Below are 19,764 nucleotides of genomic sequence, written 5' to 3' on the forward strand. Positions count from 1 at the left end.
GCGAGAGTGAATTTATGAGCCTGAATCCTAGAGATGCAGTCATCGTCGACTTCGGTCGTACCCCGATGGGTCGTTCCAAGGGCGGCATGCATCGCAATACCCGTGCCGAAACTATGTCGGCCAACCTGATCAGCGGCGTGCTGGCACGTAACACCAAAGTCGATCCGGCTGAAGTGGAAGACGTGATCTGGGGCTGCGTTAACCAGACCCTAGAGCAGGGCTGGAACATCGCGCGCATGGCGTCGTTGATGACCCAGATCCCGCACACTGCTGCTGGCCAGACCGTGAGCCGTTTGTGCGGTTCATCCATGAGCGCTCTGCACACTGCCGTGCAGGCTATCCAAACCGGTAATGGCGATGTATTCGTCATTGGTGGTGTGGAGCACATGGGCCACGTTGGCATGATGCATGGCGTTGATCCAAACCCACACCTGTCGCTGTACGCGGCCAAGGCGTCGGGCATGATGGGCCTGACCGCTGAAATGCTGGGCAAGATGCACGGCATCAGCCGTGAGCAGCAGGATGCGTTCGGTGAACGTTCGCACCGTCTGGCCCAAAAGGCTACGGTTGAAGGCAACTTCAAAGACGAAATCATCCCGATGCAGGGCTACGACGAGAATGGCTTCCTCAAGGTCTTCGACTACGATGAAACCATTCGTCCGGAAACCACCTTGGCCAGCTTGGCGGCGTTGAAACCTGCGTTCAACCCGAAAGGCGGCACTGTCACTGCAGGTACGTCCTCGCAGATCACGGATGGCGCTTCCTGCATGATCGTCATGAGCGCCCAGCGCGCTCAGGACCTCGGCATTCAGCCCATGGCCGTGGTTCGCGCCATGGCTGTAGCGGGTGTTGATCCGGCAATCATGGGTTACGGCCCAGTGCCATCGACCCATAAAGCTCTGAAGCGTGCTGGCCTGACCATCAACGACATCGACTTTTTTGAGCTCAACGAAGCCTTCGCTGCTCAGGCCCTGCCTGTGCTTAAGGACTTGAAAGTGCTCGATAAGATGGAAGAGAAGGTCAACCTGCATGGCGGTGCAATTGCTCTCGGTCACCCGTTCGGTTGTTCCGGTGCACGTATCTCCGGTACCCTGCTCAACGTGATGAAGCAAAATGACGGCACCTTCGGCGTGGCGACAATGTGCGTAGGTCTCGGCCAAGGCATCACCACCGTCTTCGAGCGTCTGTAAGCATTACAGCGTAAAGAGTCGGAAAACCGGGGCCTAGCGCCCCGGTTTTTATTTATGGCCTGCAATTGGCGGCAACCACCTTATGGATCGTCGTCCTGCAACGTGAAAATTTCAGCCGAAGTTTTGTCGGTAGAAAATCTTCAAGGAATGCTTTCATGCCGTTACAGCCTGGTCTCTATCGTCATTACAAAGGCCCAGAATACCGAGTGGTTGGCGTCGCCAAGCACTCCGAAACAGAGCAAGAACTTGTGGTCTACCAGGCGCTTTATGGTGAGTTTGGCCTGTGGGTACGGCCACTGGAGATGTTCTGCGAGCATGTTGTGGTGGAAGGTGAGACGGTTCCACGCTTTGCTCTGGTCCAAGCTGAAACCGCACTGTTCACCAAGCCTTGAGCTGATACCGGGCTATTGCTGCGCTTGACCTCAGCCGGACCACCACTATATATAGCGGTGCCGCGCTAGCAGGCTGCTCAGCGCCTCCCGCATTTATTTACCGAATTCAGGAATTTTCCAATCCATGGGCAAATCGCTGGTCATCGTGGAATCCCCGGCCAAGGCCAAGACCATCAACAAGTACTTGGGCAACGAGTACGTGGTGAAGTCGAGCATCGGCCACATCCGTGACCTACCCACCAGTGGCTCGGCGAGCACCGCCAAAGAGCCGGTTAAGCGTGGGAAAGCTGCAGCGGGTGAAGTACCGGCGCTGTCGCCCAAGGAAAAAGCCAAGCGTCAGCTGTTCGCACGCATGGGGGTTGATCCCGAACACGGCTGGAAAGCTAAATACGAGATCCTTCCGGGCAAAGAGAAGGTGGTCGAGGAATTGCGCCGTTTGGCCAAGGATGCTGACACCATCTACCTCGCAACCGACTTGGATCGCGAGGGGGAAGCCATTGCCTGGCACCTGCGCGAATCCATCGGTGGCGATGACAGCCGCTATAAGCGCGTGGTGTTCAACGAGATCACCAAGAAAGCCATCCAAGAAGCGTTCTCCAAGCCAGGTGAGTTGGATATCAACCGGGTTAACGCCCAGCAGGCGCGACGTTTTCTGGATCGCGTTGTGGGTTACATGGTTTCCCCGCTGCTATGGGCCAAAATCGCCCGTGGCTTGTCTGCCGGCCGCGTGCAATCGGTAGCGGTAAAGCTGGTGGTCGAGCGTGAGAAAGAAATTCGCGCCTTTGTCCCCGAAGAATACTGGGAAGTGCACGCCGACCTGGGCACCACCAAAGGCGCTAATGTGCGGTTTGAAGTGGCACGCGAGAGTGGCAGCGCTTTTAAGCCGCTGAACGAAGCGCAGGCCATGGCTGCTTTGACCACGCTCAAGGCGTCCAGCTATAGCATCAGCAAGCGCGAAGACAAACCGACCAGCAGCAAGCCGTCAGCACCCTTTATTACTTCGACCCTGCAGCAGGCCGCCAGTAACCGCCTGGGCTTTGGGGTGAAGAAGACCATGATGATGGCTCAGCGTCTCTATGAGGCTGGCTACATCACTTACATGCGTACCGACTCCACCCATCTATCAGTTGATGCCGTAAGTATGGCGCGCGACTTTATTGAGGCTGAGTTCGGCAAGAAGTACTTGCCTGCCAACCCAATCGCCTACAGCAGCAAAGAAGGTGCTCAGGAGGCGCACGAAGCCATCCGTCCTTCCGACGTCAATCTCAAGCCTACGCAGCTGTCGGGTATGGAGCGCGACGCAGAGCGCTTGTATGAGCTGATCTGGCGCCAATTTGTGGCTTGCCAGATGCCGCCTGCCGAATACCTGTCGACCACCGTAACCGTGACTGCAGCGCAGTTCGAACTGCGGGCCAAGGGCCGTATTCTCAAATTTGACGGTTATACCCGGGCATTGCCGCAAATGAGCAAGCCGGGTGACGACGATGTACTGCCAGATATGGGGCAGGGTGAAGCCCTCAAGCTGATCAAGCTCGACCCGAGTCAGCACTTCACCAAGCCGCCAGCGCGTTACTCAGAAGCCAGTTTGGTTAAAGAGATGGAGAAGCGAGGCATTGGCCGTCCGTCCACGTATGCGGCCATCATCGGCACCATTCAGGACCGCGGTTACGTAGCGCTGCATAACCGCCGCTTCTATTCAGAAAAGATGGGCGATATCGTCACTGAGCGCCTATCCGAGAGCTTTGCCAACCTGATGGACTACGGCTTTACCGCCGGTATGGAAGAGCACTTGGACGATGTGGCTCACGGTGAGCGTGAGTGGAAGCATGTACTCGACGACTTCTACAGCGATTTCAAAAAGAAGCTTGAAGTGGCGGGCGACAGTGACGGTGGTATGCGTGCTAATACGCCGACGCTGACCGATATTGCATGCCGTGATTGCGGCCGGCCCATGACCATTCGCACGGCCTCCACAGGCGTATTCCTTGGTTGCTCCGGTTACGCCTTGCCGCCTAAAGAGCGTTGCAAAGCCACTGTGAATTTGGTGCCGGGCGATGAAATTGCTGCCGACGATGAAGGTGAGTCTGAGTCGCGCGTGCTGCTCGGCAAGCATCGCTGCCCGATCTGTGCGACAGCGATGGACGCTTACCTGCTCGATGAAACCCGCAAGCTACATATCTGCGGCAATAATCCGGACTGTTCCGGTTATGAGATAGAGCAGGGTCAGTACCGTATTAAGGGGTACGAAGGTCCAAGCCTGGATTGCGACAAGTGCGGCAGTCAGATGCAGCTGAAAACGGGCCGTTTCGGCAAGTTTTTTGGCTGTACCAACAGCGAGTGCAAAAACACCCGAAAACTGCTGAAAAGCGGTGAGGCGGCGCCGCCGAAGATGGACCCGGTGAAAATGCCTGAGCTCAAATGCGAGAAGGTCAACGATACCTATATCTTGCGTGATGGCGCCTCTGGCCTATTTCTGGCGGCCAGTCAGTTTCCCAAAAACCGTGAAACCCGCGCTCCATTGGTATTGGAAATAGTCCCTCATCGCGAAGAGATTGATCCTAAGTATCACTTCCTTTGCGATGCTCCAAAGAAAGACCCTCAAGGTCGCGCTGCGGTGATTCGTTACAGCCGCAAGACCAAAGAGCAGTATGTGCAGACCGAGGTCGACGGTAAGCCGACGGGTTGGCGAGCATTCTTCGAGGGTGGCAAGTGGAAGGTCGAAGATAAGAGTTGATTCAGCGTGCTACTCGCCTGCTCTGGCAGGCGAGCCTTTGCTTATCTGAGTGTTAATCGAGGGCGCCATAATGGCCAGTGAACTCTATACCCGGACTAATCAGAAAATCTTCTATGCAGGTTTAGCGCTGGAGTCCTGGCGCAAAGCTGAGCAAGCTCAAAGTTTGAATGCCCTAGCCCTGATACAGGCTGAGCGTGAAGCGGCGCTGTTTCATCTTTACGGCGCCTTGTTGGGGCTCTGTCACGAAATTGCCGGCTACTACCGTTTGCCCGGCAGTTCAGCGCCACGCGCTGAAAGCTTTTTAGTTCAGTCTGTGTTGGAGGCGGCGCCCAGCCAAGAGCTAGGCGAGTTGGTAGAGCTGGCACAATCAGCCGACAGTTGGCTAGCGCAGCTACTCAACGCGTATGGCGAGTTATTTAAGCCACCACACGCCAGCAAAAAAGCCAAAGTCGATCCCACTACGCCCATGATTATTGCGGTTAGCTTGGATGAGGAAATCGTGCCACTCGCCCATGAAGCGCTGGAAGCATGGCGGCAGCAATTGAAGTCGCTCGCGCAGCGGTTTCGTGAAACCTTAAGTGAGTGGTAGACCGCTGATTAGGTCAGTGAGTGAGTCTGACTAGAGTCAGGCCGTTACATTTAAAGCCTTACGTGGAGAGCAAACAGAATGCCTACATCCTTCCTGGAAATTGTTGAATTGCCCGACGGGCGCATTGCTTTGCGTCGTGGTGAGGATGAAGAATCTTTGGTCGTGCTGGATTTCTCTGCTGATGCCAAAGCTTTTTTGCAGGGCCAGCATGTAGAAGTGGCCAAGGCTATGCTTGGTGTGGGCGTACAGATGGCAGGGCGCTTGGCTGAAAATAACTTCCAGCATGAAGAGGGGCCGCGAGTTCTGCATTAATTGTCGGGTTGCTCGGCGATATGCTCTAGAGCCTTGCACGCTTGTTTGCTAATTGTCTTTGTAGCGCTTCTTAAATCTCTAATGACCTATGCGCACATCCCGTGTGCGCACTTGCGCCTGGTTAACCCAAGCTGATATTCAGGCTCTGCGCCATACCTTGGCGTGCTGCCAATTCAAGATGTTGGCGAACTTGGCGCGGCAAAGGATGCAGCCAACTGACCACGGTGTGACTGCGGCCTAGCCTCAAGGCTTGTTGCGCTAATTCCAGTGCGTCCTGCTCGCCGCGTGGGTGTAACAGCAAGATTCGTTCGCGGTTTAAGCCTGCTTCGCGCAGCCAAACTTGAGTCAGACTGGCCGGCGGTGCGATCAAGGTGAGCCAGCGCTGGTCGTGGATTTCACTGAGTTGACGCAATATTGGCGCGAGAAGATTCAGACAGTGCCCCGCTGCACCACGAAGCGACAGCTCACTGAAAGCGTGTACCTCATCATTTTGCCAGGGCAGCTCACTGCTATCGGCAAGTAGTGGAGGCACTGTCGACGCAAGAAACGCATCGAACAGAGGCAGTTGTGTACGGTTCAATGAATGTTGGAACTGCATAGATCCTCCACTAGCGGCGGATTACGCCGACGCTTAAGCCTTCAATAATCAAATTCTGTTCTTCTAAATTGACTTCGATCGGCGCGAAGTCGGGATTTTCAGCAATCAGCCAAACCTTGTTGCCTTCACGCTTGAAGCGTTTAACGGTGACTTCATCATCAAGACGGGCAACGACCACTTGGCCATTACGCGCTTCACGGGTGGTGTGCACGGCCAACAGATCGCCATCGAAGATGCCAATGTCTTTCATGCTCATGCCGCGCACACGCAACAGGTAGTCTGCTCGAGGGCTGAAGAACGCAGGATTGATTCGGCAAGATTCTTCGATATGTTGCTGCGCCATAATCGGCGCGCCAGCAGCAACGCGGCCAATTACGGGGAGGCCTTCTTCCTCGTCGGCATTAGGCTCAAAGCCCGGAATGCGAATGCCCCTTGAAGCGCCAGGGGTCATTTCGATAGCACCCTTGCGGGCCAAGGCCTTGAGGTGCTCTTCGGCCGCGTTGGGTGATTTGAAACCTAGTTTTAAGGCGATTTCCGCACGTGTGGGCGGGTAGCCGTTATCCTCAAGGCACTGCTTGATGAAGGCGAGTATTTCAGCTTGGCGCGGAGTTAGTTTTAGCATGATCGGCTCTGTCTTTTTGTACAGTGGCTGGGATTATATACAGTGGTCGAGGATTGGCAATCCTTGCGTTTTGATCTGTATGCAAGACACTTGCGCATCACCTGCCAACTACGTTGTTACTCGGGTGGCTTCTCGAGCGTTCAGTAGGGGTTGGCTTCGCCTTTACTTGAACAACTGTGACCCGTTGGCCATAAGATGGTTGGCTCGGCTTGACAAGGCGGGCAGCTGAAACGTATGTTTCAAACAAGTGTTTGTTTAGATGATTAAAGTCATGGCCCAGTCAGAAACCGTTGAACGCATTCTCGATGCGGCAGAGCAACTTTTTGCGGAGAAAGGTTTCGCAGAAACATCGTTGCGTTTGATCACCAGTAAGGCTGGGGTCAATTTGGCTGCGGTGAACTATCACTTCGGCTCGAAAAAGGCCCTGATTCAGGCGGTTTTTTCCCGTTTTCTTGGGCCTTTCTGCGTAAGTCTGGAGCGTGAGCTGGATCGCCGACAGGCCAAGCCTGAGGCCAAGGTCAACCTAGAAGAGCTGCTGGTTTTGTTAGTCGATCAGGCGTTGGCTGTAAAGCCACGCAGTGGTAACGACCTTTCAATATTTATGCGGTTACTCGGGTTGGCGTTTAGCCAAAGCCAGGGTCATTTGCGTAAATATTTGGAAGAGGTGTACGGCAAAGTGTTTCGCCGTTACATGCAATTGGTGCACGAAGCCGCTCCGCGTATTCCGCCGCTGGAATTGTTCTGGCGTGTGCATTTTATGTTGGGCGCTGCAGCGTTTAGCATGTCGGGCATTAAGGCATTGCGGGCCATGTCAGAAACCGATTTTGGCGTGAATACCTCGATCGAGCAGGTCATGCGCTTGATGGTGCCGTTTCTCGCCGCAGGCATGCGTTCGGAAACCGGCCTGAGCGACTCAGTCCTGGCCAGTGCCCAGCTTAAACCCCGCGTTAAGGCTTCAGCCATCCTCAGCAAAGTTTGACCCCCACGGGTGGGCGTGGTGGATGCTATCCGCTAAGCTAGCCGCCCATGGTTACTCTCGATTTCCTCCACCTCTCCCTCGCTGATCAATGCCTTTACGGCTTTGCCAATGGCCAATTTCAGCTGCGCTTGAGTGTTTCTACCGCACGTAATGGCGCGGGCGAATGCAATGGTTCCGGCTGTACGCCGCGTGGCCTGCATCAGGTGCGAGCAAAGATAGGTGAGGGCTTGCCTTCTGCCGCTGTGCTGCGCGGGCGGCGTTGGACGGGAGAGGTGTGGTCGGCTGAGTTACACGCGCAATTTCCCGGTCGTGATTGGATTCTCACGCGAATTCTCTGGTTGAGTGGTTGTGAGCCTGGACGCAATCGTTTGGGCAATGTGGATACCTTCCGCCGTTACATTTACATCCACGGTACGCCGGACAGCGAGCCCATGGGTGTTGCCCTTTCTCATGGCTGTGTGCGCATGCGTAACAGCGATCTGCTTGAGTTATTTGCCCGCGTGCCCCTTCACTGTGCGGTACAGATTGACGAGGCAGCCTGTCCAGTTTGGGCGACTGCAACGCTTTATTAAGGATTGATTGTGAGCTCACCCATGCAGGGTTCGATGATGCTGGACATTGCCGGCACCTGGTTGACGGCTGAAGACCGGCAGATCTTGCGCCAGCCGCAGGTCGCCGGGCTGATTTTGTTTTCGCGCAATATTGAGCACCCCAATCAGGTGCGCGAGTTGTCTGGCGCTATACGTGCACTGCGCCCTGATCTGCTCTTGGCCGTAGATCAGGAAGGCGGGCGGGTGCAGCGTTTGCGTCAGGGGTTTGTGCGTTTGCCCGCGATGCGCGCATTGGCTGATAACGCTAATGCCGAGTATTTGGCTGAGCAGTGTGGCTGGGTGATGGCCATCGAAGTACTAGCCGCGGGACTGGACCTGAGTTTCGCCCCGGTGCTGGATCTCGATCATCAACGCAGTGCAGTGGTCGGCAGTCGCTCTTTTGAGGGTGACGCGCAGCGCGCCACCTTGCTGGCCGGTGCTTTTATCCGGGGCATGAATGCGGCGGGTATGGCTGCTTGCGGCAAGCATTTCCCCGGCCACGGCTGGGCTGAAGCTGATTCCCATGTGGCGATTCCCGTGGATGAGCGCAGTCTGGATGAAATTCGTGCTAATGATCTGCTGCCATTTCGTCAATTGAGCCAGCAACTGGCAGCGGTGATGCCGGCTCATGTTATTTATCCCCGCGTGGATGCCAGCCCAGCTGGGTTTTCGCGGCGTTGGTTGCAGGACATTTTGCGGGGTGAGTTGGGCTTTAACGGCGTTATTTTCAGCGACGATCTGTCCATGGCCGGAGCCCATATTGTCGGCGATGCAGCGTGTCGTATCGAGGCGGCGCTAACAGCTGGGTGCGATATGGGCTTGGTGTGCAACGATCGTGCGGCGGCGGAGCTGGCGTTGAGCGCGTTGCAACGGCTCAAGGTCGAACCGCCGCAAGGGCTTGCGCGGATGCGCCGGCAAGCCTTCCCCGGCACCGAGTATCGACGGAGTCCGCGCTGGTTAGCTGCACTGGGCAGCCTGCGTGAAGCACAACTAATCGACTAAGGAGTAAGGCATGACGGTTTACGCGATCATCGGCGGTACGGGCCTGACCAAACTCGACGGGTTGACCATTAAAGCTGCGCTGCATATCGACACGCCCTATGGCGCGCCGTCTGCTCCGGTGCTTAAAGGTGACTATGCCGGACGTGAGGTGTTGTTTCTCGCCCGCCACGGGCATCCGCATCGCATCCCTCCGCATCAAGTCAACTACCGCGCCAACCTGTGGGCGCTGCGTGAGGCTGGAGCCAAGGCGATTATTGCAGTGAATGCGGTAGGCGGTATTCACTCGGCCATGGGCACTGGACATTTCTGTTTGCCGCATCAAATCATTGACTACACCTCTGGGCGCGAGCACACCTATTTCGAAGGTGAGCTTGAGCATGTAACCCATGTTGATTTCAGCCATCCCTATGACGCGGGGTTGCGCACCAAACTGACGAATGCACTAACCGCCGAGTACTGCGCATTCAGTAATAATGGTGTTTATGGCTGTACCCAAGGGCCGCGCCTGGAAACCGTGGCGGAAATCGCGCGGATGGAACGCGATGGCTGCGACATAGTCGGTATGACCGGTATGCCGGAAGCGGCTCTGGCGCGTGAATTAGCGCTGCCCTATGCCTGCCTGGCACTGGTGGTAAACCCGGCCGCCGGCAAGTCGCGCGCGTTGATCACTATGGCTGAGATCGAGCGTGCGCTGGACGAGGGCATGGATACAGTTAAAGCTGTTTTAGCGCGGGTTTTAGCTAGCTAAGGCAATGTTGGCGTAATAAAAAGGGTCGCTTCGTGCGACCCTTTTTATTGCCTAAGCATGCTTACAACGGGCTTACGCGAATCAGCAACCCCAGGCTGCCATTATCAACAAAGGTCAGTTCGCCACTTTTCAGGCGGCTGCTTTGCTTGATGCGCTCGCTGTCAGTGAGGGTGCCGCTGGCGTCGAGTTGGTTGACCCAGATGTCGCTGTCCAGCTCGATCAAGCGGCCGGCTTTGAGGCTGATTGTGCCTTCGATGGGGAAGTGGCCGAACTGTTCATCACCGGTGCTAATTGCGACGCTGCTGCTTGATCCCCCCAAACTCTGTGACCAAGCTTTGTGCAGCAGTACCTGATAACCGCTGGATGGGCTGAGTTTGCCCGCTTCGGCATTCAGCGCAGTGCTGCGGCTGTTGCTGCCGTCTACGGGCAGCGCATTTTGCGCCCAATTATCGGGCGGTAGTTGGCCTGCAGAAATCGGCTCCGCCGCTTGGCGGAACACGATGACTTCAACCTGATACAGGCTTTCAGCTAGGGCTGCGTTGCTACTGAGCAGGCTCAGCAAAATAAGCGGCAGTAGGGTCAATATGCGGCGTGCGCGCATGGGTTAATCCTTTACGTAGAGGGGGTTAAACGCTCAAACAGCGCTTCCAAGGTATTAAATCGGTCTTCCGGGCGCTCCATGGGCACTTGGAATTTAAACAGTGTGGCACCTTCGAATTTGTAACGGTTTGGCGCGCTCTGGATCAACCTGATTAATGTCAGGGGTTCCACGCAGGTGTCCGCCGCGAACTCAATACGTCCGCCTTGTGGGCCGGCATCGACCTTCTTGATGCCGAGCTTTTCCGCCTGAAGTTTAAGCAGGGTAATGCGCACCAGATTTTTGCTTGGCTCAGGCAGTAGGCCGAAACGGTCGATCATCTCCACCTGCAACTCTTTCAGGCCATCCTCGTCGGCGGCATTGGCGATGCGTTTGTACATGATTAGGCGTGCGTGCACGTCCGGCAGGTAATCGTCAGGAATCAGCGCTGGTACGCGCAGGTTGATCTCCGGGCCGCCGCCCAGCGGTTGATCAAGATTGGGTTGCTCACCCTTGCGGATCGACTTCACCGCACGTTCGAGCATTTCCATATACAGGGTGAAGCCGACCGCTTGAATCTGCCCGCTTTGGCCATCACCAAGCAACTCGCCAGCCCCGCGGATTTCCAAGTCGTGGGTGGCCAGCAGAAAGCCTGCGCCTAAATCTTGGGCGTTAGAGATGGCTTCCAAGCGTTTCTGAGCATCGTCGGTCATTTGCTTGCGCTGCGGAGTGAGCAGGTAGGCATAGGCTTGGTGGTGGCTGCGGCCAACGCGGCCACGTAGCTGATGCAGCTGAGCCAGGCCGAACTTATCAGCGCGCTCGATGATGATGGTGTTGGCGCTGGGTACGTCGATACCGGTTTCGATGATGGTTGAGGCAATCAATACGTTAAAACGCTTGTGGTAGAAGTCGCCCATCACCTGTTCCAGCTCGCGTTCGCGCATCTGCCCATGACCGATACCAATGCGAGCCTCCGGCACCAGTTCGGCTAAGTCAGCGGCGCATTTTTCGATGGTTTTCACATCGTTGTGCAGGTAGTACACCTGACCGCCGCGCAGCAGCTCACGCAACAGCGCTTCTTTAATGGTCGGGTTGTTCTGCTCCATCACAAAAGTGCGCACGGACAGGCGGCGCGCCGGTGGTGTGGCAATAATCGACAGGTCACGCATGCCAGCGACGGCCATGTTCAAGGTGCGTGGGATGGGTGTGGCGGTCAGGGTAAGAATATCGACTTCGCTGCGCAGGGTTTTCAGCTGCTCTTTCTGGCGCACGCCAAAGCGGTGCTCTTCGTCGATAATCACCAGGCCCAAGTTTTTGAATTTGACGTCGTCCTGCAGCAGCTTGTGGGTGCCGATGACGATATCGACTTTACCTTCGGCCAGTTGCTGCATGGCCTCGTTGATTTCTTTCGCGCTTTTGAAGCGGCTCATCACCTCAACCCTGACCGGCCAGTCGGCGAAGCGGTCGCGGAAGCTGTTGTAATGCTGCTGCGCCAGCAGGGTAGTGGGCACCAGTACCGCCACCTGTTTGCCGCCGTGCACGGCGATAAACGCCGCGCGCATAGCCACTTCGGTTTTACCGAAGCCGACGTCGCCGCACACCAAGCGATCCATCGGTTTGGAGGACAGCATGTCGCTGTAAACCGCTTCGATGGCCGACTGCTGATCCGGTGTTTCTTCGAACGGGAAGCCGGCGCTGAAGGTGCTGTAGTCAGCCTTAGGGTCCGCGAAGGCATAGCCCTCGCGGGCAGCGCGGCGGGCATAGATGTGCAGCAGTTCGGCGGCTACATCGCGCACTTGTTCGGCCGCTTTGCGTTTGGCCTTCTGCCAGACTTCTGAGCCAAGGCGGTGCAGGGGGGCGAGGGCGTCGTCGCTGCCGGTGTAACGTGCGATCAAATGCAGGCTGGCCACTGGCACATAAAGCTTGGCTTCTTCGGCGTACATCAGGGCCAGAAACTCAGCGGCTTGGCCGTCGAACTCCATGGTCACCAGGCCTAGGTAGCGACCCACGCCGTGGTCAATGTGCACCACTGGCGCGCCTTCACGCAGCTCAGTGAGGTTTTTGATAGCGTTGTCGCCGCCATCGCGAGATTTCTCACGGCGCCTGCGTTGCATCACACGCTGACCGAACAGCGGGCTTTCCGCTATCAGGGCCAGGTTTTCAAGTTGCAGGCCATCATCCATTGGCGCAATGCAGATACCCAGGCGCTGTTTGCTGGCAGTGAACGCTGGCCAGCTGTCGAATTCGTTAGGCTTGAGCTTGAGGCGTGCCAGCAACTCCAGCAGCACTTCGCGGCGGCCGGCGGATTCCGCGCAGAACAGCACCCGGCCTGGGTATTCCTCAATAAAGTGCCGCAGCGCCGCCAGGGGTTCGCCGGCCTTGGCTTGAATAGCCAAGTCGGGCAGTGGCTTGGCATCGAAGCGCGTGCGGCCGACGCCAGTGTCGATATCGTCTTGGCTGACCACCACGCGCGGCCAATTCTTTAACCGGGCGAAACAGTCATCCACTGTCAGAAAGATATCAGCAGGCGGCAACAGCGGACGTTCAGGGTCAACGCGGCGTTCTTCATAACGCCCGCGGGCATCAACCCAGAACTGCTCGGCAGCCTTCTCGATGCCGGGCAGGGAAAACACCTGAGTGTCGGCAGGCAGGTAGTCAAAGAGGGTGGCGGTTTCTTCAAAGAACAGCGGCAGGTAGTACTCGATGCCGGCCGGTGTGATGCCTGTGGTCAGGTCTTGGTAGATTGGGCAGCGGCGGAAATCCACATCGAAACGCTCACGAAAGCGCCCGCGAAAATCGGTGACGGCTTTCTTTTCCAGCGGAAACTCGCGCGCCGGCAGCAGTTTGATCGACTCGACCTTATCGATGGAGCGCTGGTTTTCTGGATCGAAGGTACGCAGGGTTTCGATTTCGTCATCGAACAGATCAATGCGATACGGCAGTTTGCTGCCCATCGGGAACAGATCAATCAGCGCGCCGCGCACAGCGAACTCGCCATGCTCATAAACCGTATCGACGCAGCGATAACCGGCGGCCTCCAAATTGCCGCGCATTTGGTTGACGTCTAGCTGCTGGCCAACCTGCAGCACCAGGCTGCTGCCAAGCAGAAAACGCTTGGGCGCCAAACGGTGTAGGGCGGTGGTGATCGGCACTACCAACACGCCATGTTTCAGCTCAGGCAGGCGATACAGCGCGGCAATACGCTGGGAAATGATGTCCTGGTGCGGCGAAAACAGGTCGTAGGGCAGGGTTTCCCAATCGGGAAAATGCAACACCGGCAAGTCTGGGGCGAAAAAGCTCAGCTCCTCCTGCAGGCGCTCGGCACTTTGGCTGTCGGCGGTCAGCAGCAGGGTGAAGCGTTTGGCATGGCTGGCGGCCTCGGCTATCGCCAGGCTCAGCGCGGCACCGGGCAGGTTGCCCCAGTGTTGTTTGCCGGCAGCAACCGGCAGGGAAGGTAACTGCAATACGGATGAGATCGGCACGGACACAGGCTGCTCTAAGGTCATGGCACAGGGCGGCGATTGTACCGGGCGTTTATATGCGGTGTCAGTTACGACAGTCGTGCATTGCTCATGCCTGCTTGCGCCGTCATAATGTAGCCCCTTTTTTCAGCCCCTACATGTGGAAGGTACTGCCCGTGACTCAGAAGCCCGACCAGTGTCTCGGTGAGTGGATCGATCGAGAAGCCCTTGCGGAAGCGATGATTCCGATGATTGGCCAGCTCTACCGTAACAACAACGTGGTTACCTCGATCTACGGCCGTGGTCTGATCAACCGTTCAGTGATCGAAATTCTCAAGGCCCACCGTTTCGCTCGTCACCGTTTGGCCGACGGCAGCGAATTGTCGGTGCACGATACCTTCCCGATCCTTAAGGCCATGAGCGAGCTCAAGCTGGGCGCCGCTTCCGTGGACCTGGGTAAGATGGTCAGTAAGTTCAAGTCTGACGCTAAAAGCCGCAGCATTGAGCAGTTTGTTAAAGACGAACTGGTCGAGGTGGTTGGCAAACAGAACAGCGAAGCTCGCGAGGGCACCGACGTAGTTCTTTACGGTTTCGGTCGTATTGGTCGTTTGCTGGCGCGCATCCTGATCGAGAAAACCGGTGGTGGTGATGGCCTGCGTCTGCGCGCCATTGTCGTGCGCAAGGGTGCGTCCAATGATTTGTCCAAGCGCGCCAGCCTGCTGCGCCGCGACTCGGTGCATGGCCCGTTCGATGGCACCATCATCATTGATGAGGCCAACAACACCATCACCGCCAATGGCAACCTGATTCAGGTGATCTACGCCAAAGACCCGAAAGAGGTCGACTACACCCAGTACGGCATCAAAAACGCGTTGCTGGTAGATAACACCGGTGTATGGCGTGACGCCGAAGGCCTAGGCCAGCACTTGGCTTGTCCGGGTGTTGATCGCGTGGTGTTGACTGCGCCAGGCAAAGGCGCGCTGAAGAACATTGTCCACGGCGTTAACCATGGCGAGATCACTGCGGATGACAAAATCATCTCGGCGGCGTCCTGCACCACCAACGCCATCGTGCCGATTCTGAAGGCCATCAACGACCAGTACGGCATTGCCAACGGTCACGTGGAAACCGTGCACTCGTACACCAACGACCAGAACCTGATCGATAACTTCCACAAGGGCGATCGCCGTGGTCGTTCCGCACCGTTGAACATGGTGATCAGCGAAACGGGCGCGGCAACTGCTGCGGCTAAAGCACTGCCGATGTTGAAGGGCAAGCTGACCGGCAACGCCATTCGCGTGCCGACGCCGAACGTGTCGATGGCCATTCTCAACCTCAACCTTGAGAAAGCCACCAGCCGTGATGAAGTCAACGAGTACCTGCGCCAGATGGCCATGCACTCGGACCTGCAAAAGCAGATCGACTTCGTGCAGTCGCAAGAAGTGGTATCTACCGACTTCGTTGGCTCGCGCCACGCCGGTGTGGTCGATGCTGAAGCCACCATTTGCAACGATAACCGGGTGATTCTCTACGTTTGGTACGACAACGAGTTCGGTTACAGCTGTCAGGTGGTGCGCGTCATGGAAGACATGGCCGGGGTCAACCCGCCAGCTTTCCCGCGCTAAGCGCAGGCAACAGCTAAAAACGGGAGCTTCGGCTCCCGTTTTTATTGCTCAGGGAGAGTGGTTGATAGGGGGATGGTGTTCATCACTGCACTGCTCAGTCAGCGAGCAAGCTGGCGCGCAGCTTATCTGAGAGACCGTTGGGTGCCAGCCAGATGCCTAGGTAGGCTTTGGCCAGTTCTGGATCTTGGCTGACATAGGTGACCTTGTTATTCACCTCCAGCGTAAGGCCGCTGTCTGTGCTGAGGTTCAGGGCATAGCGGTCGCCTGGGCGAATATCGCGAAAGGTGGCGTGCAGGGCATCTATCTTCGGGCGCAGGCGCTCAAGTGTGGCAGTGTCGTGTTGGCGCTCGAGGGTGACCCATGCTGCTTTGATCACGTCTTGGCTGTCGATAGTGCGAAAGTAATAAAGTTCGAGGCGTTGCGTCAGTGGTTTAGCAGCTGCCTGGCTGGCGCTGGCTTGGGCGGGTGCATAAAAAGCAGCGGCGTAGACGTCCATCCACAGGTAGTTAAGTACGCTCTGGTTTTTGCGTTGCAGGCTGCTTTGCTCCAGCGTGTGGCTAACGGCGAAGCCAGCTTCTTGCAAGCGCTCACGGCTATTGGCGAACAGCTCGCCACTCAGCACCAGCAAGACGGTGAATACCAGCAGTAGGCGCATAAAAAGGCTCCAATAGGTCAGTCAGTAGGTGTCGATGCGACGTGACAACAGGCTCGAGGTGCACTGTGCAACGCCAGTGGTTGGCGCTAGCAGCTTGAATATTCACGGCCCGCAGCTGCTATGTCTCGCGACCAGCGCTTGCGGTCAAGTGGCGATCTGTTGCCTTCTGTTACGTTTGACCAGAGAAAAGCAAGCGCTTGGGTGGTCAGTGGCTAACGCCGCGACTTATAATCGGCCAGATCCTTCTCGCGACCAACATCCTGTCCAGCACCTGATCTGTTTGGTGCTGCGCCGCATTTTTGCGTTGGTGTTGCCCGTATTCTAAAAGCTTATAAATCAGTGGTTAGGCAAACCTATGATCAACATAAAACATGGGCTTGATTTGCCCATAACAGGCGCGCCGGCGCAGCGTATCGAGGCTGCAAGGCCGGTACGTAGCGTCGCCGTCATAGGCTTCGATTACCATGGCATGAAACCGTCCATGGAAGTCGAGGTCGGTGATCGGGTCAAGCTGGGTCAGGTGCTGTTTTCAGACAAGAAATCAGTAGGCGTGCAGTACACCGCTCCTGCTGCAGGCGTTATCAGCGCTATCCACCGGGGTGAGAAGCGTGTGCTGCAGTCCGTGGTGATTGATGTTGAGGGTGATGAGCAAATCACTTTTGATCGGTTCGCGGTGGACAAGCTGGCAGCTATTGGCGACGCCAAGGTGCGTGAGGTTCTGCTGCAATCTGGCTTGTGGACCGCGTTACGCACCCGTCCGTTTAGCAAGGTGCCAGCTGCTGATGCCATGCCCAGTTCGATCTTTGTGACCGCCATTGATACTCAACCGCTGGCCGCCAACCCAACAGTGGTGATTGCAGAGCATGCTGCTGACTTTGAGAACGGTTTGCAGGTGTTGGGTAATCTGGCCAAAGTGTTTCTGTGTAAAGCAGAGGGCGCCAGCTTGCCGGGTGAGCAGCTCAGCAGCGTGCGCACCGAAGCGTTTGCCGGGCCTCACCCAGCTGGTTTAGTGGGTACGCACATTCATTTCCTGGACCCCGTGACCGCCATCAAAAGCGTCTGGTCGATCAATTATCAGGATGTGATTGCCGTCGGCAAACTGTTCAGCACCGGGCAACTGTGGACTGAGCGGGTGATTGCGCTGGCCGGCCCCGTTGTTGAACAGCCTCGTTTGCTGCGTACCCGCTTGGGTGCAAACCTCAGTGAGTTGACTGCCGGCGAGCTGCAGCCTGGATTTAACCGGGTTATTTCCGGCTCGGTGCTGGGTGGCCGAACCGCGCAGGGCGCTTACGCCTTCCTCGGTCGCTACCACTTGCAGGTGTCTTGCCTGGCCGAAGGCAATGAGCGCGAAATGATGCATTACCTGCGTGCTGGGGTGAATAAGCACTCAGTGATGAACATTTTTGTCTCTAAGTTGATGGCGGCGAAGAAATTTGCATTCTCCACCACCACCAACGGCAGCCCACGCGCCATGGTGCCGGTGGGTAATTACGAAGCAGTGATGCCACTGGATATCCTGCCGACTCAACTCTTGCGCTACCTGATCGTCGGTGACACCGAGATGGCCCAAAAATTGGGTTGTCTAGAGCTCGACGAAGAAGACCTGGCCCTGTGCACCTACGTGTGTGCCGGCAAGTATGAATTCGGTCCGATCCTGCGCGACAACCTCGCGCGTATCGAAAAGGAGGGTTAAGTCATGGGTATCCGTGGATTCCTCGATAAAATCGAGCACAACTTTGAAAAAGGCGGCAAATATGAGAGCTGGTATGCCTTGTATGAAGCCATCGACACCTTCTTCTACCGTCCTGCCAGCGTAACCAAGACCACTGCCCATGTGCGTGACGGTATCGACCTCAAGCGCATGATGATCACCGTCTGGCTGTGTACATTCCCGGCGATGTTCTTCGGCATGTGGAACACCGGTTACCAAGCCAACCTGATTTTTGCCAACAGCCCAGAGCTGTTTGCTGCCCAGGAAGGCTGGCGCTTCGCCTTGATTGGCTCGCTGGCCGGGTTTGACCCAAACAGCCTGTGGGATAACTTTATCCAAGGCGCGGCTTACTTTCTGCCGGTTTACGCGGTGACGTTCATCGTCGGCGGCTTCTGGGAAGTGCTGTTTGCCTCGATCCGCAAACACGAAGTTAACGAAGGTTTCTTCGTGACCTCGGTGCTGTTTGCCTTGATTCTGCCGCCGAGCATTCCGCTGTGGCAGGTTGCACTGGGTATCAGCTTTGGCGTGGTGATCGGCAAGGAAGTGTTTGGCGGTACGGGCAAGAACTTCCTTAACCCGGCGCTAACTGGTCGTGCCTTCCTGTTCTTCGCCTACCCGGCGCAGCTGTCCGGTGATGCAGTGTGGACGGCGGTTGACGGCTATGCCGGCGCTACCTCGCTGAGTCTTGCGGCGGCAGGCGGCATCGAAAACGTAGTCAGTAACGGCATCACTTGGGCAAGCGCCTTTGTCGGCACTATCCATGGCTCAATGGGTGAAACCAGCACGCTGGCGATATTAATTGGCGGCGGCATTTTGCTCATCACTAAGATCGCCTCTTGGCGCATCGTCACAGGTGTAATGCTCGGCATGGTGGGATTCAGCCTGCTGCTGAATATGATGGGCTCGGACACTAACCCGATGTTTGCCATGCCTTGGTATTGGCACTTAGTTGTGGGTGGTTTTGCCTTCGGCATGTTCTTTATGGCCACCGACCCGGTGTCATCATCCATGACCCATACCGGTAAGTGGATTTTCGGTGCGCTGATCGGTGTGATGGTGGTGATGATCCGCGTGATCAATCCGGCGTTCCCGGAAGGCATGATGCTGGCGATTCTGTTCGCCAACCTATTTGCACCGTTGATCGACCACTTTGTCGTCCAAGCCAATATCAAGCGGAGGCTGGCGCGTAATGTCTAGTCAAAAAGAATCCACTGTCCGCACGCTGACAGTGGCCTTCCTGGTGTGTTTGGTCTGTTCAATATTTGTCGCCGGTGCGGCTATTGCGCTCAAACCGACTCAGGTTGAAAACCGTCAGTTAGACAAGCAGCGCAGCATTCTGGCGATTGCTGGGCTGGGGCAGCCGAGCATGTCAGGGACGCAGGTCAAAGACATGTTTAAAGGGGCTATCACAGCCAAGCTGGTTGACTTGGAAACGGGTAAGTTCTCGGATGCCAAGGACCCGCTGACCTTTGATCCGCTTAAATCGTCCAAAAATCCCAAACTGTCCAGCGCCCTCAGCAGTGATGAAGACATCGCGTCGATCAAGCGTCTGGAGCGTTATACCACCGTGTATGTAGTGGAAAAAAACGGTGAAATGGACACGTTGATCATGCCCGTGCGCGGTTACGGTTTGTGGTCAACGTTGTACGGCTTTATCGCCATCAAAGGTGACCTTAATACGATTGCCGGCATGGGCTTCTACCAGCACGCCGAGACTCCCGGTCTAGGCGGTGAGGTGGATAACCCGAAGTGGAAAGATCAGTGGCTGGGTAAAACCCTGTTCGATGAAAACGGTAAATTGTCTGTTGCTGTGGTCAAGGGCGGTGTCGATCCACAAAGCCCAAAAGCCATTCACCAAGTTGATGCACTGGCTGGTGCAACACTGACCAGTAAGGGCGTGGATAACCTGCTGAATTTCTGGCTGGGCCAGAACGGCTTTGGTCCGTTTATCGCTAACCTGCGCGCTGGGGAGGCTTAAT

The 19,764-nt window shown here is 56.4% G+C and carries 18 protein-coding genes; 13 read left to right on the top strand and 5 right to left on the bottom strand.

Features of this window, described 5'->3' with window-relative positions; genetic code table 11:
* The first annotated feature begins 14 nt into the window (after nucleotides 1-14).
* The 5 genes from fadA to WF513_RS06365 all read left to right on the top strand — a co-directional run bounded on the left by fadA (nucleotide 15) and on the right by WF513_RS06365 (nucleotide 5,217).
* The gene (gene fadA, locus WF513_RS06345) at nucleotides 15-1,190 is read left to right on the top strand and encodes an acetyl-CoA C-acyltransferase FadA (RefSeq protein WP_339082498.1); all 1,176 of its coding nucleotides are present in this window, start codon (nucleotides 15-17) and stop codon (nucleotides 1,188-1,190) included.
* 155 nt (nucleotides 1,191-1,345) lie between these two features.
* Nucleotides 1,346-1,582 carry a DUF1653 domain-containing protein gene (locus WF513_RS06350; RefSeq protein WP_339082500.1) on the top strand — a complete coding sequence of 79 codons (237 nt, stop codon included), beginning with the start codon at nucleotides 1,346-1,348 and terminating at the stop codon, nucleotides 1,580-1,582.
* A gap of 124 nt (nucleotides 1,583-1,706) precedes the next feature.
* Nucleotides 1,707-4,316 carry a type I DNA topoisomerase gene (gene topA / locus WF513_RS06355; RefSeq protein WP_339082502.1) on the top strand — a complete coding sequence of 870 codons (2,610 nt, stop codon included), beginning with the start codon at nucleotides 1,707-1,709 and terminating at the stop codon, nucleotides 4,314-4,316.
* A 70-nt stretch (nucleotides 4,317-4,386) separates the two neighbouring features.
* Complete coding sequence (locus tag WF513_RS06360) at nucleotides 4,387-4,905, top strand: DUF6586 family protein (RefSeq protein ID WP_339082504.1); 519 nt, start codon at nucleotides 4,387-4,389, stop codon at nucleotides 4,903-4,905.
* 78 nt (nucleotides 4,906-4,983) lie between these two features.
* The gene (locus WF513_RS06365; protein WP_339082506.1) at nucleotides 4,984-5,217 is read left to right on the top strand and encodes a hypothetical protein; all 234 of its coding nucleotides are present in this window, start codon (nucleotides 4,984-4,986) and stop codon (nucleotides 5,215-5,217) included.
* 121 nt (nucleotides 5,218-5,338) lie between these two features.
* On the opposite strand, the gene sulA is transcribed toward WF513_RS06365, so the two are convergent.
* Both sulA and lexA read right to left on the bottom strand, forming a co-directional pair.
* A complete protein-coding gene (gene sulA, locus WF513_RS06370) occupies nucleotides 5,339-5,815 on the bottom strand; it encodes an SOS-induced cell division inhibitor SulA (protein ID WP_339082508.1) in 477 nt (158 codons plus the stop codon).
* A 10-nt stretch (nucleotides 5,816-5,825) separates the two neighbouring features.
* A complete protein-coding gene (lexA, locus tag WF513_RS06375) occupies nucleotides 5,826-6,437 on the bottom strand; it encodes a transcriptional repressor LexA (RefSeq protein WP_339082510.1) in 612 nt (203 codons plus the stop codon).
* 271 nt (nucleotides 6,438-6,708) lie between these two features.
* Between lexA and WF513_RS06380 the strand changes: the two genes are divergently transcribed.
* The 4 genes from WF513_RS06380 to WF513_RS06395 are packed head-to-tail and all read left to right on the top strand — an operon-like array spanning nucleotide 6,709 to nucleotide 9,756.
* Nucleotides 6,709-7,416, top strand: a complete 708-nt coding sequence (locus tag WF513_RS06380) for a TetR family transcriptional regulator (RefSeq protein ID WP_339082512.1) — start codon at nucleotides 6,709-6,711, stop codon at nucleotides 7,414-7,416.
* Nucleotides 7,417-7,463: 47 nt separating this feature from the next.
* Nucleotides 7,464-7,988: a L,D-transpeptidase gene (locus WF513_RS06385; protein ID WP_339082513.1), complete on the top strand. Its 525-nt coding sequence runs from the start codon at nucleotides 7,464-7,466 to the stop codon at nucleotides 7,986-7,988.
* 21 nt (nucleotides 7,989-8,009) lie between these two features.
* Nucleotides 8,010-9,008, top strand: a complete 999-nt coding sequence (gene nagZ / locus WF513_RS06390) for a beta-N-acetylhexosaminidase (protein WP_339083445.1) — start codon at nucleotides 8,010-8,012, stop codon at nucleotides 9,006-9,008.
* Between the two features lie 10 nt (nucleotides 9,009-9,018).
* A complete protein-coding gene (locus tag WF513_RS06395; RefSeq protein ID WP_339082515.1) occupies nucleotides 9,019-9,756 on the top strand; it encodes an S-methyl-5'-thioinosine phosphorylase in 738 nt (245 codons plus the stop codon).
* A gap of 61 nt (nucleotides 9,757-9,817) precedes the next feature.
* Here WF513_RS06395 and WF513_RS06400 read toward each other — a convergent pair whose 3' ends face one another.
* Nucleotides 9,818-10,357, bottom strand: coding sequence for a CsiV family protein (locus WF513_RS06400; RefSeq protein ID WP_339082517.1), 540 nt, complete (start codon nucleotides 10,355-10,357; stop codon nucleotides 9,818-9,820).
* A gap of 11 nt (nucleotides 10,358-10,368) precedes the next feature.
* A complete protein-coding gene (gene mfd, locus WF513_RS06405) occupies nucleotides 10,369-13,809 on the bottom strand; it encodes a transcription-repair coupling factor (RefSeq protein WP_339083446.1) in 3,441 nt (1,146 codons plus the stop codon).
* A gap of 143 nt (nucleotides 13,810-13,952) precedes the next feature.
* Here mfd and WF513_RS06410 point away from each other — a divergent pair, with 143 nt between their 5' ends.
* Entirely contained in the window at nucleotides 13,953-15,419 is a 1,467-nt protein-coding gene (locus tag WF513_RS06410) for a glyceraldehyde-3-phosphate dehydrogenase (RefSeq protein WP_339082519.1), read from the top strand.
* Nucleotides 15,420-15,513: 94 nt separating this feature from the next.
* Here the strand turns inward: WF513_RS06410 and WF513_RS06415 are convergent, their stop codons facing one another.
* Nucleotides 15,514-16,074 carry a chalcone isomerase family protein gene (locus WF513_RS06415; protein ID WP_339082521.1) on the bottom strand — a complete coding sequence of 187 codons (561 nt, stop codon included), beginning with the start codon at nucleotides 16,072-16,074 and terminating at the stop codon, nucleotides 15,514-15,516.
* Between the two features lie 355 nt (nucleotides 16,075-16,429).
* On the opposite strand from WF513_RS06415, the gene WF513_RS06420 reads away from it, so the two are divergent.
* From WF513_RS06420 to WF513_RS06430, 3 genes are read left to right on the top strand one after another with little or no spacing between them, the layout of a single operon-like run.
* Entirely contained in the window at nucleotides 16,430-17,767 is a 1,338-nt protein-coding gene (locus WF513_RS06420) for a Na(+)-translocating NADH-quinone reductase subunit A (protein ID WP_339082523.1), read from the top strand.
* 3 nt (nucleotides 17,768-17,770) lie between these two features.
* Nucleotides 17,771-18,982, top strand: coding sequence for an NADH:ubiquinone reductase (Na(+)-transporting) subunit B (locus tag WF513_RS06425; protein ID WP_339082525.1), 1,212 nt, complete (start codon nucleotides 17,771-17,773; stop codon nucleotides 18,980-18,982).
* Entirely contained in the window at nucleotides 18,975-19,763 is a 789-nt protein-coding gene (locus tag WF513_RS06430) for a Na(+)-translocating NADH-quinone reductase subunit C (RefSeq protein ID WP_339082527.1), read from the top strand. The genes WF513_RS06425 and WF513_RS06430 overlap by 8 nt, the downstream gene beginning before the upstream one ends.
* The last annotated feature ends 1 nt before the right edge of the window (nucleotide 19,764 follow it).

Origin of the sequence: Pseudomonas sp. TMP9 (assembly GCF_037943105.1) — a bacterium.
In the GTDB taxonomy this organism is placed as follows: Bacteria; Pseudomonadota; Gammaproteobacteria; order Pseudomonadales; family Pseudomonadaceae; genus Aquipseudomonas.